This window comes from Arthrobacter sp. 05L417, assembly GCF_056397865.1.
In genome coordinates this window covers 89,120-105,341 of the sequence record NZ_JBFTOG010000001.1, presented here as the reverse complement: position 1 = coordinate 105,341, position 16,222 = coordinate 89,120, and the positions used below count along the sequence as shown (strand labels likewise).

Annotated in this window: 11 protein-coding genes; 6 read left to right on the top strand and 5 right to left on the bottom strand. The window is 64.7% G+C overall.

Features of this window, described 5'->3' with window-relative positions:
- Nucleotides 1-45: 45 nt before the first annotated feature.
- The 4 genes from AC1DJW_RS00440 to AC1DJW_RS00425 form a co-directional block, all read right to left on the bottom strand.
- Complete coding sequence (locus AC1DJW_RS00440) at nt 46-783, bottom strand: amino acid ABC transporter ATP-binding protein (protein WP_284751586.1); 738 nt, start codon at nt 781-783, stop codon at nt 46-48.
- Nucleotides 780-1,553: an amino acid ABC transporter permease gene (locus AC1DJW_RS00435; RefSeq protein ID WP_284751585.1), complete on the bottom strand. Its 774-nt coding sequence runs from the start codon at nt 1,551-1,553 to the stop codon at nt 780-782. The genes AC1DJW_RS00440 and AC1DJW_RS00435 overlap by 4 nt, the downstream gene beginning before the upstream one ends.
- Nucleotides 1,554-1,565: 12 nt before the next feature.
- Nucleotides 1,566-2,519 carry an ABC transporter substrate-binding protein gene (locus tag AC1DJW_RS00430; protein WP_284751584.1) on the bottom strand — a complete coding sequence of 318 codons (954 nt, stop codon included), beginning with the start codon at nt 2,517-2,519 and terminating at the stop codon, nt 1,566-1,568.
- A 355-nt stretch (nt 2,520-2,874) separates the two neighbouring features.
- A complete protein-coding gene (locus AC1DJW_RS00425) occupies nt 2,875-3,585 on the bottom strand; it encodes an exonuclease domain-containing protein (protein ID WP_476900484.1) in 711 nt (236 codons plus the stop codon).
- An 88-nt stretch (nt 3,586-3,673) separates the two neighbouring features.
- Here AC1DJW_RS00425 and AC1DJW_RS00420 point away from each other — a divergent pair, with 88 nt between their 5' ends.
- From AC1DJW_RS00420 to AC1DJW_RS00410, 3 genes are all read left to right on the top strand, one after another.
- A complete protein-coding gene (locus AC1DJW_RS00420) occupies nt 3,674-4,090 on the top strand; it encodes an MGMT family protein (protein ID WP_476900483.1) in 417 nt (138 codons plus the stop codon).
- 98 nt (nt 4,091-4,188) lie between these two features.
- Entirely contained in the window at nt 4,189-7,455 is a 3,267-nt protein-coding gene (locus tag AC1DJW_RS00415; RefSeq protein WP_476900580.1) for an ATP-dependent helicase, read from the top strand.
- Complete coding sequence (locus AC1DJW_RS00410; protein WP_476900482.1) at nt 7,452-11,015, top strand: ATP-dependent helicase; 3,564 nt, start codon at nt 7,452-7,454, stop codon at nt 11,013-11,015. Before AC1DJW_RS00415 ends, AC1DJW_RS00410 begins: the two co-directional genes overlap by 4 nt.
- Nucleotides 11,016-11,030: 15 nt before the next feature.
- On the opposite strand, the gene AC1DJW_RS00405 is transcribed toward AC1DJW_RS00410, so the two are convergent.
- Nucleotides 11,031-12,329, bottom strand: a complete 1,299-nt coding sequence (locus tag AC1DJW_RS00405) for a macrolide 2'-phosphotransferase (protein ID WP_459341183.1) — start codon at nt 12,327-12,329, stop codon at nt 11,031-11,033.
- A gap of 143 nt (nt 12,330-12,472) precedes the next feature.
- On the opposite strand from AC1DJW_RS00405, the gene nudC reads away from it, so the two are divergent.
- From nudC to AC1DJW_RS00390, 3 genes are read left to right on the top strand one after another with little or no spacing between them, the layout of a single operon-like run.
- Nucleotides 12,473-13,459 (top strand): NAD(+) diphosphatase, encoded by a 987-nt coding sequence (nudC, locus tag AC1DJW_RS00400; protein ID WP_284751579.1) that lies wholly within the window; start codon nt 12,473-12,475, stop codon nt 13,457-13,459.
- Nucleotides 13,456-15,588 (top strand): ATP-dependent DNA helicase UvrD2, encoded by a 2,133-nt coding sequence (locus AC1DJW_RS00395; RefSeq protein ID WP_476900481.1) that lies wholly within the window; start codon nt 13,456-13,458, stop codon nt 15,586-15,588. The genes nudC and AC1DJW_RS00395 overlap by 4 nt, the downstream gene beginning before the upstream one ends.
- Nucleotides 15,588-16,217 (top strand): M48 metallopeptidase family protein, encoded by a 630-nt coding sequence (locus AC1DJW_RS00390; RefSeq protein ID WP_459341181.1) that lies wholly within the window; start codon nt 15,588-15,590, stop codon nt 16,215-16,217. Before AC1DJW_RS00395 ends, AC1DJW_RS00390 begins: the two co-directional genes overlap by 1 nt.
- Nucleotides 16,218-16,222 lie beyond the last annotated feature (5 nt).

The window sequence follows — 16,222 nt, the reverse complement described above, 5'->3', positions numbered from 1 at the left end:
ACTACGGGTGTTTCGTCCGGAAGCCGGGGATTCCCGTCACAAGGCCTAGAGCACGTCCGAAAGGAAGCCCTTCAGGCGATCGGTCCGCGGCGCGCTAAAGAGTTGCTCCGGCGATCCGGTCTCCACAACGACGCCCGCGTCCATGAACGTCACGGTGTCGGACACGTTCCTTGAGAAGCCCATTTCGTGGGTCACAACCACCATGGTCATGCCGCCCTTGGCCAGATCGGTCATGAGCGCGAGCACGCCCTTGACCAGTTCAGGGTCCAGGGCCGATGTTGCTTCGTCGAAGAACATAACCTCGGGCTTCATGGCAAGCGCGCGGGCAATGGCCACTCGCTGCTGTTGCCCGCCCGACAGGTTCGCTGGCCGGGCGTCGGCCTTGTGCTTAAGTCCCACGAGGTCCAGTTGGGCCAAGGCATCTTCGCGTGCCTGTTCCTTGGACATGCCGCGGAGCTTCCGCAGGGCCAAGGACACGTTCTCCGCCACTGTCTTGTGCGGGAACAAGTTGAACTGCTGGAAGACCATGCCGATCCGCCGGCGCAGTTCATCCGGGTTGTCCTTGAGTACCGAACGGCCATCGAGCAGAATGTCGCCCTGGGCGGGTTCGATCAGCCGGTTCATCACTCTTAGGAGCGTGGATTTCCCTGAGCCGGAAGGGCCGATCACGGAAGCCGTGGTGCCCTTCTCGACGTGCAGGTCTATGCCCCGCAGGACGTGGTTGGACCCGAAAGACAGATGGATATTTTTTGCCGTCAGTGTTCCTGAAGCGAACTCGCTCATGCCTGGGCTCCCTTCCCGACGACGGCCGCTGCCTCGTCCGGTTCCTTCTTTTCCGGCCGGCCTGTCCTTAGGCGGCGGTCAATCCAGTTCACGAAGTGCGTCAATGGAATGGTCATCGCCAGGTAGAAGATTGCTGCCGCTACATAGGGCGACAGATTTCCGCTTGTGGAGGCCGCATCCTTGCCAATCTGGAAGATCTCGCGCTCTGAGGCCAGCAAGCCAAGGAGGAAGACCAACGACGACTCCTTGATCAACGCAATGAATTGGTTGACCAGCGCCGGCAGGACCCGCCGGACGCCCTGGGGAACCACCACAAGCCGCATGGCAGGGCCGTAGCCGAACCCCAGGGCACGTGTTGCCTCTAGTTGGCCTTTGTCGACACTCTGGATACCGGAACGGAAGATCTCGCCGATGTACGCCGCCGACATCAGGGACAGCGCCGCGACGGCCAACGGATACGGACTCGTGGAGCCGCTCAGCTGACGGATGATGGGGCCGAAGCCGAGGCCGATCACGAGGATGGTGAGGACGGGCGGCAGCCCACGAAGGACGTCGGTGTATATGCGGGCTATCCACCGGGCCACGGGGTTCCGGGAGATCCCCATCAAGGCGAGCGCCATGCCGAGCACAGTTCCGATCACGCCCGAGGTGACGGCCAAGACAATGGTATTCGGCAAGCCGACGGCGAACATCTTGGGGATGACTTCGCCTATCGCCTTCCAATCGAGGAAGGTCTCACCGAGTTGCTTGAGGATTTCCTGGAGATCCATGGAACGCCTGGGTTACTTGGCCGGGATCTGGACGGCCTTGCTGCCCGGCTTCCAGCCCTGAGGGGTCTGCTCCGCCTGGGTCGGGCGGTCCTTGTACCACTCGGCCGTCAGCTTGGTCCAGGTACCGTCTGCGATCACGGCGTCAAGGCCGGAGTTGAGGGCGTCGATCAGGGGCTGGTTGTCCTTGTTTACGGCCCAGGCAGTGAAGTTCTGGGTGTTGACGACCTTTTCGGCGATCTTTGTGTTGTCGCCGTCCTTGACCTGGCCGGTTGCCTGCTGCGACGGGGCGACCCAAGCGTCAACCTGGCCGCTCTTCACGTTGGCGTAAACCGTGTTGTAGTCCGGGAAACGGACGGGCTCAAGCTTGAGCGTGTTGGTGACGTAGTCGTCCTGGACGGTGCCCTGGACGACGCCGATGCGCACGTCGGACTTGAGGTCCGCGAAGCCCTTGACCTTGGAGTCGGTCTTGGTCACGACGGCCATGTAGCCGAAGTCGTAACCATTGGTGAAGCCGACGGTCTCGCGGCGCTTGTCCGTGGTGGAGATCGAGGAGGATCCGACGTCGAACTGCTTGTTCTTGACCTGGGAGAGCAGCGCCGAGAAGTCAGTGGAGGCGAACTCGACCTTGAGGCCCAGCTTGGCGCCGACGGCGCGCAGGAGCTCGTTGTCATATCCGGTGAACTTGCCTGAGGGATCGATGAAGATGTTCGGCGGGGCGTCCGAGAGCGTGCCGACGCGCAGGGTGCCGTCGGTGATCAGGCCCAGCTTGGACTTGTCGATCTTGTCCACCGGAGTGACGTCCTTGGTGGTGTACTTGTCCAGCGTCTTCTGGTCGCTGCCCTGGAGGGCGTCGGTCGGCGAGGCGCTGCTGGTGCTGCCCGCTCCGCCACCGCAGGCGGCCAGGGAGACGGCGAGAACTGCAGCCACAGGGACAGCAGAGAACCACTTCAGGGCTTTGATTTTCATCAAGCAAATCACTTTCATCGGGGAACACGCGTTCGTATCGAGACGGGCGGGGAACGCAGCCAAAGCAGGTTTGGGCCGCAATATCAGAACTCGACCCGCCAAACTTAATTATGTCATCCGCCCATTCATCGATAAATTGACGACGATAAGGCGTGCAGTTCCCGGAAACTCCGAATTAAATTCAGCATTGAATGGAATTTGTCGCTGAAGTGCAGCACCCTACGGCGTCGAGGGGAATTCGTGACTGACGTCCAGCTGGCTTTCAGGCAGCAGCTGCCATGTGACGTGCGTCCCATCATGCGGACGCTGGAAAAGCGTCCGGTCCGTGGACGGGCGCTTTGAAAGTCCCGACGCTTTAGAAGTCTCCGCGGCTGGCGTCTTCCGGGGGAAGAACCGGCCAATTGCCTTCGATGACGGCTGTTGGTTTTGTCTTGCGCAGGTAGCTCTGGAAATCGGCGGCCTGTGCAGCGGCCCAATCAACCTGGAGGTGGTGCAGCTTGGAAGCGGGCATCTGCAGCTTCGGGAATTTGCCGGCCATGGCATCAAGGACGCGCAGGGTGGCGAGGGCGTCTGCGGCGGAGGTGTGGGCGTTATCGAGGTTCACGCCGTACTCCTCGCACAGCGCCGTCAGGGTCCGCTTGCCCTTGCGGTATCGGTCGACCTGCTTGTTCATGACGTAGGGGTCAAGCACGGGGAAACGGCTCAGTTGAGGCACGCCGTAGCGGGCGGATTCGGCCGCCAGAACTGTGAAGTCATAGCTGGCATTGAACGCAATGACCGGCACGCCGTCGTCGAACAGTTCCTGGAGCGCTGCCGCGACTTCCCGCGTCACGTCTGCGGCCGGACGGCCCTCGGCCCTGGCCTTTTCCGTGGTGATGCCGTGGATCTCGCTGGCCTCCAAAGGGATCTCCACCCCCGGATCCGCCAACCATTCGATTTCCTTGATGATGCCGCCGTCGTCGTCCACTACCGTGACGGAAGCGGTGACGATCCTCGCGGAACGGGAGTTCCGTCCGGTGGTCTCAAGGTCGAACGCGGCGCGGGGGAGGGTGTTCCAGGAACTCATGCTTCAACGCTACCGGCGCCCTACGACAAGAACCGGAACGACACTCCATCTGCGCCGATCCGGCGGCCCATGCCGATAGGCTGGTGGCATGCGGATGGAGTTTGTGACGGCGGTGCTGGCCGTCGTGGATCTCATGCCGCCCGGCGTTGCCGTGTCCTATGGGGATGTTGCCGAGCTTCTGGGCTCAGGCGGTCCCCGGCAGATCGGATCGGTGATGAGCCATCACGGGAGCACGGTGGCTTGGTGGCGCGTACTTCGTGCAAGCGGCGAGGCGCCCCCAGGCCTTGAATCGGAAGCGCTGCACCACTACTTGGATGAGGGAACGCCGCTGCACGGCGCCTACGCAGAGTATCTGCGGACTGGCGAGGGCCGCTGGCGGGTTGACCTGGCCCTGGCCCGGTGGGCTCCGACGGACCGCGACTTCGACAGTATCGACGCGATCTCTGAGCAACTCGAGCGTCAGCTCCATAAATTGTCGGTACCCGATGATGAAATGACCGTGTGAGTCCAACACCGACACCTCAAGCAACAACGCAGGAAGCAACACAGGCACCGCGGCAGGCACCATCGCGACAGGCACAGTCGCGGCAAACGCCCGCCCGGTTGCGCCTGCTTCCTCCGCGCGAGGTCCACTACGCAGCCCCGGAGTTGTCCGCCGACCAGGCCGCCGTCGTCGGGCTCCCGCACGGATCCGGGCCGCTTCTGGTACCGGGGGCGCCGGGCACCGGCAAGTCCACTGTGCTGGTGGAAACCGCCGTCCGGCGGGTTCAGCGTGACGGCGTGGATCCGGAACGGATCCTGATTCTGGCACCCGGCCGGCATGCGGCTTCGGCGTTGCGGGACACCTTTACAGGGCGGCTGGACCGCAGCTTGAGTACGACGCCGGCGCGCACCTGGGCATCATACGCTTTCGACCTGATCCGGCGAGCCAAGGCCGAGGGCGTGCTGCCGCTGCAGCGGCCGCCCAAATTGCTCTCGGGGCCGGAACAGGACCTCATCATCAAGGAACTGCTGGAGGGGCACGCCCGGCCGGGCTTCGAACTTCCCTGGCCGCAGGACTTGTCGGCCGCGTTGCCAACTCGGGGTTTCCGCCAGGAGATCCGGCAACTCTTCGACCGGATCATCGAATCCGGCCGCACTGCGGACGACCTCACGTCGCTTGCCTATGAATGCGGCAGACCGGACTGGATCGCTGCCGCAGACCTCTATTCGGAGTACCGGGATGTCCTGGACCTGCGCATGCCGGAAGCCTTTGACCCGGCAGGAATCATCACCGCGGCGCGCCAGATCTTCCAGGACTCGCCCGGATTCCTGGCGGCAGAGCGCGAGCGGCTGCAGTTGATCCTGGTGGACGACGTCCAAGAGGCAAATCCCGCCGTGTTTGAACTGCTCGCGGACATTGCAGAAGGAAAGGACGTTTTGGTGGCGTCCTCCCCGGACACCGTGGTCCAAGGGTTCCGCGGTGCCCGTCCTGACCTTGTCGCCGAACTGCCGCGGCTTCTCGGAGGCCTTGCAGGCACGGTGCGGGAGCTTCCGCTATGGCACACCCACCGGCATCGCCCTGTCGTTGCGGAGGCGTGGACCGGCGTGGCTGCGCGTATTTCGCAGCGTGCGGGAGGCCAATTGGCGCGGCGCCTGGACCCGTTGCCTGCATCGGCGGAGGAAACGCGTTCCGGAGGCAGGCAGGGCGCGGGCCGGGTGGAAGCACATGTCCTTCCCTCCACAGTCCACGAATTGCGCTACGTGGCACAACGCATCCTCGAAGCACAGCTGCGCGAGAACCATGAGTTCGGCGACATTGCTGTGATCGTGCGCAACGGTGGTCAACTAGCGCAATTGCAGCGTTATCTGAGCGGCCAAGGCATCCCCGTCCGTGTCCCGGTCGCGGATTCCGCTGTCCGCGACGAAGTGGCTGTTCGTCCCCTGCTTGAGGTGTACGGCGTCGTCCTGGATGCCGCCAAGCTGACGCCTGAGTCTGCCGTCTCGCTTCTCACGTCGAGGATCGGTGGCGCTACCGCCATCGAGTTGCGCCGCCTACGGCAATCCTTGCGCCGGGAGGAGCTGTTGGGCGGCGGTGGACGGTCCAGCGATGCGTTGTTGGTTGAAGCGTTGCTGGAGCCGGGGGCGCTGGGGTCTTTGGGTATCGAGGGTAGCTCGGCACGGCGTTTGGCCCGCATGATCGCGGCGGGACGTTCGGCGGCCGCCGAACCCGGAGCCAACGCGGAGACGGTGTTGTGGGCGTTGTGGCAAGCCACCGGTCTGTCTTCGCGCTGGACGGAAATGGCGCTCGACGGCGGCGCGGCCGGCGCCCGCGCGGACCGGGACCTTGACGCCATGATGGCCCTGTTCCACACTGCCGAGCGCTACGTCGACCAGCTCCCTGGCTCAGGTCCCGAACAGTTCCTGGAATATCTGCTCAGCCAGGAACTCCCCATGGACACCCTTGCCGCCAGGGCGCAGTTGGAGGAAGCGGTGGAGCTCATGACGCCGGCCAGCGCGGCCGGGCGGGAGTGGGCCGTGGTTATCGTCGCGGGCCTGCAGGAGGGAGTCTGGCCCAATACCAGGCTCCGGGGTGAACTCCTCGGCAGTACTTTGTTTGCCGATGCCGTGGAGCATGGAGTTGAACACGCCTTGCAGCGCGGGCCCCTCAGCAGGCTGAGGGATATCCGCTACGACGAACTGCGGAGCTTCTCCACAGCCGTTTCGCGTGCCCGGGAAGTCCTCATATGCACAGCGGTTTCTTCCGAAGACGAGCAGCAATCGGCCTTTCTCGACTACGTGGTGCCTTTGGAACCAGGGCAATACCGGCGCGAGTACACGCCGGTTGGCCGGCCCATGACCCTGCGCGCCTTGGTGGCCGAGTTGAGGCAGCGCGTTCAGCCGGACGACGCCGCGCTTGCCCGCCCGGGCGTGGCCGAGGACGCCGCCGAAGCCGCGCGCGTGCTGGCACACCTCGCCACCGCGGAGCCTGCAGTGCCGGGGGCGCATCCGGATTCCTGGTGGGGATTGGCACCGCTCAGCAGCGAGGAACCGGTGGTCCCGGTGCAAGGCACGGTGTTCGTTTCTCCTTCGAAGGTGGAAACTGTGCACAAATCGCCGCTGGATTGGTTTGTCCAGGCGGCAGGTGGCGAAGCCGCTACCGACTTTGCCCGTAGCCTGGGCACCTTGGTCCATGCGATTGCCCAGGAGTTGCCCGATGCCTCCGGGGCCGAGTATGTCGCGGAGCTTGTGCGTCGCTGGCCGACCCTGGGCATGAAGGACAACTGGGAGGGCAGGCTGGACTTCCAGCGAGCAGAGCAGATGGTCCGGAAACTCGCCCAATACGTCCTTGTCATGCGGAGCGAGGGCCGAAGCCTGGCCGGGGTCGAAGCGGACTTCGAGGTTCCCCTTCCGGAAGTCCGCCTGGGCCACGTTGCCGAGGATTCCGATGCTGTCCGGAACGCCGTGCTTCGGGGACAAGTGGATCGTTTGGAAATAGACACTGAGGGCAGGCTGGTGATTGTTGACCTCAAGACGGGCAAACGCCAGCCAGGCAAAGCCGAGCTCGGTAGGCACCCCCAGCTGGGTGCCTATCAGGCGGCGGTGCTGCACGGGGCATTCCAGGATCTGCCTGTTCCGGGGCTTGTCCCGGGCGGCGCCGTCCTGGCGCAGCTGGGGACCAAGACGAAGACACCGGCGGTCCAAGTGCAAGAGCCCCTGGACCCGGGAGACAACTGGGCGCAGGACCTTGTCAGCGAGGCCGCCGTGCTCATGGCCGGAGCAAGCTTCGAAGCACGTCACGATCCCTCAAAGGGCAGCCATGGAGGCCACGGCTGCCGTCTGCCCGATATTTGCCCATTGTGCGCCAGGGGAAAGCAGGTCACCGAATGACCGTCCAGACACTCGCCGGAATCGAAGCCGGAGAGGCCGCCGAGGTTGCCTCCGTACTGCCGGAACCTCGATTCTCGCCCGGCGCATTGGCCGATATCCTCGGCGAACGGAACCGTCCCACGGAGGAGCAATCCGCCATCATTGCCTCGCCCCTGACTCCCCGGCTGGTCATCGCCGGCGCCGGATCCGGGAAAACCGCAACTATGGCGGACCGGGTGGTGTGGCTCGTCGCGAACGGATGGGTTCGCCCCGAAGAGGTCCTTGGCGTCACCTTCACCCGTAAAGCGGCAGGGGAGCTGGCCAGCCGCATCCGGGCCAAATTGGCCACCTTGCAGCGCATCGCGTCCTCGGACAACGGGCAGTTCGGCTTCCCGGAGGGGGTTGCCGGCTCCGACGAGCTTGAACCCAAAGTGTCCACCTACCACTCCTACGCCAGCGGGATCGTGTCCGATTACGGTCTGCGCCTGGGTATCGAGCGCGATGTGGTGCTGCTCGGCGGCGCCCAGGCCTGGCAGCTTGCGAGTGAAGTGGTCGAAGCTTACGACGGCGACTATGAGCACTTCACCGCTGCCAAGTCAACGTTGGTCAACGCCGTGATGCAATTAGCCGGCGAGTGCGCCGAACACTTGCGCGAACCCGCCGAGGTTCAGCGCTGGTTGATGGAGCGCGTGTCCGAATTCGCGCAGTTGCCCTATATGTCCGCGGCGAAAAAGAACCCAACCCAAGCCGCCGGCGATCTCGGCGCCATGTTGCGGACCAGGGCAAGTGTCGCGGATATGGTGGGGCGTTACCAAGACGCCAAGAGGGACCGCGGCGTCCTGGACTTCGGCGACCTCGTTGCGCTCGCTGCGAAGATTGCCCAGGACATACCCTTGGCGGCCGCCACCGAGCGGGCCCGGTACAAGGTTGTGTTGTTGGATGAATTCCAGGACACCTCGCACGCGCAACTAGTCCTGTTCTCCCGCCTGTTCGGAGGAGGGCACGCCGTGACGGCGGTGGGGGATCCCAACCAATCCATCTATGGGTTCAGGGGTGCATCGGCCGGCCAACTGTTCCACTTTGTCCAGGAATTTCCCGTCCGGGTGGAAGACACCGTCGGAGCGGGATCCCTTGCCACCGCACCTACCTCGTACCTGACCACTGCTTGGCGGAACGGGCGCAACATCCTGGCCACCGCCAATGTCATTTCTGCGCCGCTTAACAAGGCCGGCGCGAGTGAGGGAACCCCGGGCTCGAGGGCCGAAGACAGTGCCGTGGCGGTGCCTCCGCTGCAGCCGAGCCCGGCGGCCGTGGACGGCAACGTTGTTCTCGGACGTTTTGCCACAGATGAAGACGAAGCCGCAGCGATTGCCCGGGACGTCCGCCGCTACCGGCGCACAGTCTTTGAAACCTCTGCGGACGGTACGCCGGTTTCTCCCACCATGGCAGTACTTTGCCGCCGTCGGGCCCAGATGGAGTGCTTGCGGCGTGAATTCGAGGTCCAAGGGATCCCGTACGAAATAGTCGGACTGGGCGGCCTCCTCGATACCCCTGAAGTAGTGGATCTCGTGGCAGCGCTCCGGGTCCTCGCCGATCCCGGCCGTTCCGATGCCCTGATGCGTTTGCTGGCAGGCGCCCGGTGGAGGATCGGAACTGCAGATCTGATGGCATTCCGCGACTGGTCGCAGTTCCTTGCCAGGCGGCGATCCCACGGCGGTGCGGGAGACAGCGGTATGGGGGACGATCCGTCAAGCGCGGATGAAAGCCCGATGGAGACGGTCGTGGAGAGCGACATAACCGATGCAGCCAGCCTTGTTGAAGCGCTGGACTTCCTGCCACGCCCGGGGTGGACCTCCGGCCATGGACGCTCCCTCAGCGTTGCGGCCTTGGACCGTCTCGGCCGCTTGTCTGCAGAGCTTCGGAACCTGCGCGGGTTCATCGGAGACGATCTGACCACGCTAATTGGCGAGGTGGAACGTGCCATGCTGCTGGACATCGAAGTCGCAGCCAAGCCCGGCACGAGTATCCACCAGGCCCGCCGGAACCTGGACGCATTCCATGACGCCGCGGCGGGTTTCCTGCAGACCTCGCAGCGCGTCGATCTATTGGCTTTCCTGGGGTGGCTTGAGGCGGCCGCATCAGAAGAAGGCGGACTGGACATGGCCGACGCCGAGGTGAACCACGAGGCCGTGCAACTGCTGACAGTTCATGCCTCCAAAGGCTTGGAATGGGACGTTGTCTTCGTCCCTGGCCTCAACGCCGGAGCCTTCCCAAGCAACCGGGACTCCCGGTGGAGCAGCGGTACCGCGGCCCTGCCATGGCCCCTCCGTGGCGACCGGGCGGACCTCCCCCAATGGGATCTGGACCAGCCGGACCAAAAGGGCTGGCTGGACGCAGAAAAGGACTTCAAATCGGAAGTCCAGCATCACGGCGAGGCTGAAGAGCGGCGACTCGCCTACGTTGCCTATACCCGTGCAAAGTTCGTCCTGTGGGCATCGAGCGCCGCGTGGAATGGTTCCCGGGCAGGCATTGCGGAGACGTCACCTTTCCTTGCCGAGCTGGCCGGCCTCGCCGGTGGGGCAGGAGACCATTCCGGCGGAGCATCGGCCGCTGCCATTCACCCGCAGTCCCTCAGCGAAGACGCGCTGCCCACTGAGAGCCCCCTGACCGCCGGCACAGAGGTGGCAATCTTCCCCTATGATCCGCTCGAAGGTCCCAGCGACCCTCGTACGGGGGAACGGCTCCGCTTGGTACCGGGGCGGCGGGCCGCCATGGAAGCGGCAGCAACCCGGGTCCGGGACGCTGTTGAGGCACTGCGACCGGATGCGCCGCTGGTCGATGCCACCCTGACCTCCCTCCGCGGGGCGGCAGCCGGCTGGGCCGCCGAAGCGGAGCTGTTGCTGGAACGGCAGTTGCGGCGGAAACCCGTCCAGGACGTCCATTTGCCCGGACACATCTCAGCATCCATGTTCGTCGACCTCGGAGACGATCCGGCTGCGGTCCTGGCCCAGCTCCGGCGTCCGGTGCCCCGGCAGCCCGGGATCTCGGCACGCAAAGGCACCGCGTTCCATTCCTGGGTGGAGGAATACTACGGAACCACAGGCATGCTGGATCTCGACGAAGCGCCCGGTTCTGATTCCCATATCGACGAAGCTTACGGACTCGATAACATGGTGGCGACGTTCACCAATTCAGAATGGGCACACCGGTCCCCGGCTTTCGTCGAAGTTCCCGTGGAAACAAGGATCGGGGACGTCGTGGTGCGCGGACGGATTGACGCAGTTTTCCGCGGCGCGGACGGCACGTGGGAACTGGTGGACTGGAAGACGGGCAAGCGCCCGGCCGGCAGGCAACTCAAGACCCGTGCCGTGCAACTGGCCGTCTACCGGCTGGCATGGGCGCGCCTCAAGGGTGTGCCGTTGGAGCACGTCAGTGCAGCGTTCTACTACGTTGCCGACGACGCTGTCGTGCGGCCCCACGACCTGGGCACAGCCGAAGAACTGGAGAAGATCATCGCTTCCGCGTTAGGCAACCGAAACCACCAGGCAGCCGAAACCACTAGGCAATCGAAACCACGGTAGCTAAGCCGGGACGGACTAGTGGTCCTTGGCGTCCTGGAGCGGCGCGGGCTCCACCACCTGGAGGGCCGTCGTCGACGTGTCGTCTGATTCGGACGGCGCCTCCGGCGTGGAGCCGGTTCCGTTTGCTGAATCTTCCGCAGGCTCCACGGCGGCTTCGTCTGTGGTGGCGACATCCAACGGTTCAACCGTGACCGAGGGCGTTGCGGCGGCCGTCTCCGGGCGAACCTCGGGAACGTCGTCGGGAGCCGGCTCGGGGATGGCTGTAACACTCACCGTGGGCTTCGCTGAGCCGCCCTCCGGGGCCTTGGCTTCCGAAGCAATGACGACTGCCGGTGCCGCCAGCCCGTCGGCAGCGGCAAGCTCCGCAGCGGCGGCCTCTGCCTCCTCGGCTGCCAATGCGTTTTGCTCTTCGATGTCGTCGGCGAGGGATTTGAGCATCGCCTCGGCTTCTGCCGTCATCTCGCTGTGACCGGCTGTCAAGGCCTTGACGAGATACTGGGCCAAGGCGAATTCGGCAAGAAGTGCCGAGCGTCGCAGCAAGTGGCCGTCAGGCGTGTCCCGCCGGGCTTCCGTGTAGTGGCGGAGGACGGACTCAACAAACTTCTGTTCGTTTGACGCCACGAGCCAGGCGAAGTCATCGGCAGGATCGCCGATCCGCAGATCCGTCCAGCCTGTCAGGGCGGTGACGCTGTCGCCGTCGATCAGCAGATTGTCTTCATGGAGATCGCCGTGGACCACGCACGGATTGAAGCGCCACAGCGCCACGTCCTCCAGGGCGTGCTCCCAGCGGCGGAGCAGGGAGGGCGGAATCTTGCCCGTGGTGGCGGCCTGGTCCAGCTCGTTCAACTTGCGCTGGCGGAATTCGTTTGCCGTGTAGCTGGGAAGATCGGCGTTATTGACGAGGGACTGGGGGAGGTCATGGACCGCTGCCAGAGCCGTGCCGATCTCCTTGGCCAAGGCATCATTGCAGGTGGACAGCTCTTCGATGCTGCGCGTGGCCCCCGCCAAGTGTGGGTATACAAAGGTGCTCAGCGCACCCTGGCGAACCGTTCCGGCCACGGTAGGCATCAGAAAGGGCAGCTCGGCCCGGATTGCCGGGGCGAAAGCCCTGAGAATCATGAACTCGGTTTCCAGCCGGGCACTGGCTTCCGGATGGCGTGGTGAACGGACGCGCCAACGCTTGCCCTCCGAATCCAGCAGAAGTGCCGAATCGAAATCGGCAGCATCATCCGGGGCGGAGGCGGCAGCCATCGGCGTCAGGCCGGGCACCGCCGCGGTAGCTACAGCGGCCAGTTCGAACGGTGTTCTTCTCACGTCTTCCACGGTAGATTGACAAGCGCCTCTGGCAGCGATGCAGCGCGGCGAGTCTCGAGATCCGCAGGAAAACAGCATCCAGGGGCGTGCATCGCTGGAGGATCCAAATGTCAATTGTCGGTGCGAGTCAGTACGGTAGGTACATGAGTTTCACCGAGTTCCAGGCGCCGGCAAACCACCTTATCGATACCGTTCTTCCCGTGCGCCCCGCCATGGTTGACCGTGGATCTGCTGAACGCCTGAAACCGGGCATGCTTGACGAAGTGATCTCATCGGGCAAAGCCAAGGCCCTGGTATTGTCGCAGCGCCAAGCCCTCGTAGTGGGCGACAAGCTGTGGCTGGGCGACGCCGCGCCGCTCTTCGAATCCCTCCAAGCCGCAAGCGGACCGCTCACAGCCATTTATCTCGGCCGGACCCTTGCTGCTTCCTCCGTCCCGGAGCAAACACCAATCGTCCTCTTTGTCCCTGCTGAGCCGGTTTCGCCTGGAGCCGCGGGCCTTCCGGCCGATGGCTCGTGGGCGGGATTCCGGGAGGTAGCCGCCCGCCTTGGTGCACTGGACACAGCCTTGTTTGTCGAGGCCAGTGCCATTTCCAATTGGCATGCCACCCATACCCACTGCCCGCAGTGTGGAACTCCCACGGAAATCGAAGCCGGCGGCTGGGTGCGGCGATGCCCGCGGGACAAATCGGAGCACTATCCGAGGACCGATCCGGCCATCATTGTCACCGTGGTCGGTTCCGACGGCAGGCTGCTCCTGGGTGGAGGCGGGCCGCTTGACGCCAAGAACTACTCCACGCTGGCCGGCTTCGTTGAGCCAGGGGAATCGCTTGAACAGGCCGTGGTTCGCGAAATCGGGGAAGAAGTGGGTGTGCGGGTCACCGCTTGCCAGTACCTTGGTTCGCAGTCGTGGCCATTTCCGGCCTCGCTTATGCTCGGGTTTACGGCAACAACGGACGACGTCGAGGCCCGGCCCGACGGCGTCGAGGTCACCCGGGCGCGCTGGTTCAGCCGCGCGGAACTCCAAGCAGCCGTGCTCAGCGGTGAGATCACGATCTCCACGAGGCTTTCGATCGCGCGTTCCCTGATCGAGCACTGGTACGGCGGCGTCATCGAGGACCTCCAGCAGTGACAGGCGGCATTTTCAACGACACCGTTTCACTCGAGGACCGGATTCTCGGCGGCCTCGATGCCGAGCAGCGCGAAGTCGCCAGCAACCTCAACGGGCCAATGTGCGTTCTCGCCGGAGCGGGTACCGGAAAAACCCGGGCCATCACGCACCGCATTGCCTACGGTGTCCACTCCGGGGTCTACAGCCCACAGCGCCTCCTGGCTGTCACCTTCACCTCCCGGGCCGCCGCCGAGATGCGCAGCCGGCTACGGGATCTCGGCGTCGGAAACGTCCAAGCACGCACCTTTCACGCCGCTGCGCTCAGGCAACTGCAGTTCTTCTGGCCGCAGGCGATCGGCGGCGTCCTGCCAAACTTGCTGGACCACAAGGCGAACATGATCGCCGAAGCCGCGCGGCGGCTCCGGCTGAGTACCGATCGGGCTTCCATCCGCGACCTCGCGGCGGAGATCGAGTGGGCCAAGGTATCCATGCTCACGCCGGCCAACTACCTTGAGAACGCGCATGGCCGAGGCACTCCGGGAGGCTTCGACCTCACAGCCGTCGCACGGGTTTTCCAGTCTTACGAGGACGTGAAGACGGACCGCAACGTGATCGACTTCGAGGACGTCCTGCTGATCACGGTGGGCATCCTCCAGGAAGACCCGAAAGTGGCTGCCACAGTCCGCGAGCAGTACCGGCACTTCGTGGTGGACGAGTACCAGGACGTTTCTCCGCTGCAACAACGGCTTTTGGAACTGTGGCTTGGCGGTCGTCACGAACTCTGCGTCGTGGGCGACGCCAGCCAGACCATCTATTCCTTCACGGGAGCCTCTCCTAAGCATCTCCTGGGATTCAAGGGCCATTACCCCTCGGCGACGGTCGTCAAACTGGTCCGTGACTACCGTTCTACGCCCCAAGTGGTGAAGCTGGCCAACGATCTCCTCGGGTCCCGCCGCAGCGGTGGAACTGTTGCCGACGCCGCGTGGGCCAAGCCCCTGCAGTTGGTGGCCCAGCGCCCGGCCGGACCGGAGCCGCGGTTCATGGAATGCCCCGACGACGAGGCCGAGGCGGCGGTGGTTGCAGGCCGGATCCGGGAATTGATCGACGCCGGCACCAAGGCGAGCGAGATTGCCGTGCTGTTCCGCACCAACGGACAATCGGAAGCCTATGAACAAGCACTTGCTTCCGCAGGTATCGGCTACCAGCTGCGAGGCGGTGAGCGGTTCTTCGCGCGCAAGGAAGTCCGGGACGCCATCCTCCAGTTGCGCGCCGCCACACGTGCGGTAGCCGAAGACTCCGCCAAGGAGCCGCTCGGTCAACTGGTCCGGGACATCGTGGCTTCGCTCGGCTACACGGATTCCGCCCCGCATAGCGGCGGCGCCCTCCGCGAGCGCTGGGAGTCCCTCGCAGCGCTCGTGGCGCTCGCGGACGAACTCGCCGTCAGCCGCGGGGCGGAATTCACGTTGATGGAATTCGTCAACGAACTCCAGGAACGTTCGGTGGCCCAGCACGCCCCTACGGTCCAAGGTGTGACGCTCGCATCGCTGCACGCCGCGAAGGGCCTGGAATGGGATGCTGTGTTCCTGGTTGGCCTGAGCGAGGGACTTATGCCTATTTCCTTCGCCGACACTCCCGAGAGCGTGGACGAGGAACGCCGCCTGCTCTACGTCGGAATCACGCGGGCACGCGAGCACCTGACCCTGTCCTGGTCGACGGCACGCACGCCCGGTGGCCGTGCCAACCGCAAGCCTTCACGCTTCCTCGACGGACTCCGCCCCGATTCGGTGCTCGGAGCCAGCGCGCGCAGCCGGGCCACGCCACGGCGCAAGGCGGCAGCACCGGCGTCGTGCAGGGTCTGCGGCACCATGCTCGCCACCGGCGCCGAACGCAAGGTGGGTCGCTGTAGCCAGTGCCCGCCCACATACGAAGAACAGACCTTTGAGGCTTTGCGGCAGTGGCGCAAGGAAGAGGCCCTGAGCAACGAGGTTCCCGCTTATGTGGTCTTCACGGACGCGACGTTGACGGCCATCGCCGAGGCCCGCCCGGCGTCGCTCGAGGAACTGGCAAAACTCGCTGGTGTCGGTCCTTCCAAGCTGGAAAAGTACGGTGAAGCCGTGCTGGCGGTTCTCGTCGAGAACGGGTCCGCCTAGTGCCCCGGGTCGCGGGACAGCCCGCTTTGCCGCTGACCACCGACGACGGCGCACCCGTCGTCGTGCGTCGCTCGGCCCGCCGCCGTCGTACTGTGGCGGCTTTCTGGGAGGACGGGAACGCAGTTGTTGCAATCCCTGCCCACTTCACGAAGGCACAAGAGGGCGAATGGGTCCGGCGGATGCTGGACAAGCTCAAGCGTCAGGGGGAGAGGGGCGCCCAAGGCGCCGGCAGGAGGAGACCCGCGAGCGACGCCGCCCTTGCCGGTCGTGCCGCGGAATTGTCTTCGAGGTATCTGGGCGGGCGTGCCACCCCGACGTCGGTGCGCTGGGTCAGCAACCAGAAGTCACGGTGGGGCTCGGCAACTCCGGCGGACGGGACCATCCGGCTTTCGGACAAGCTTCAGGCCATGCCGCAGTGGGTTGTCGACTACGTGTTGCTCCACGAACTCGCGCATCTGCTCGTGGCCGGGCACAACGCCGCGTTTTGGCGCTTGCTGGAGGCGTACCCCGAAACGCAGCGTGCCAAGGCCTTCCTCGAGGGCGTCGCCTTTGCGACGTCTCGGGGGCTTGGACCCGATGAAGAAGGCGCCGGCGTCCCGGCCGGGGGCTGGGACGCCGACGCCGATTAGGCGTT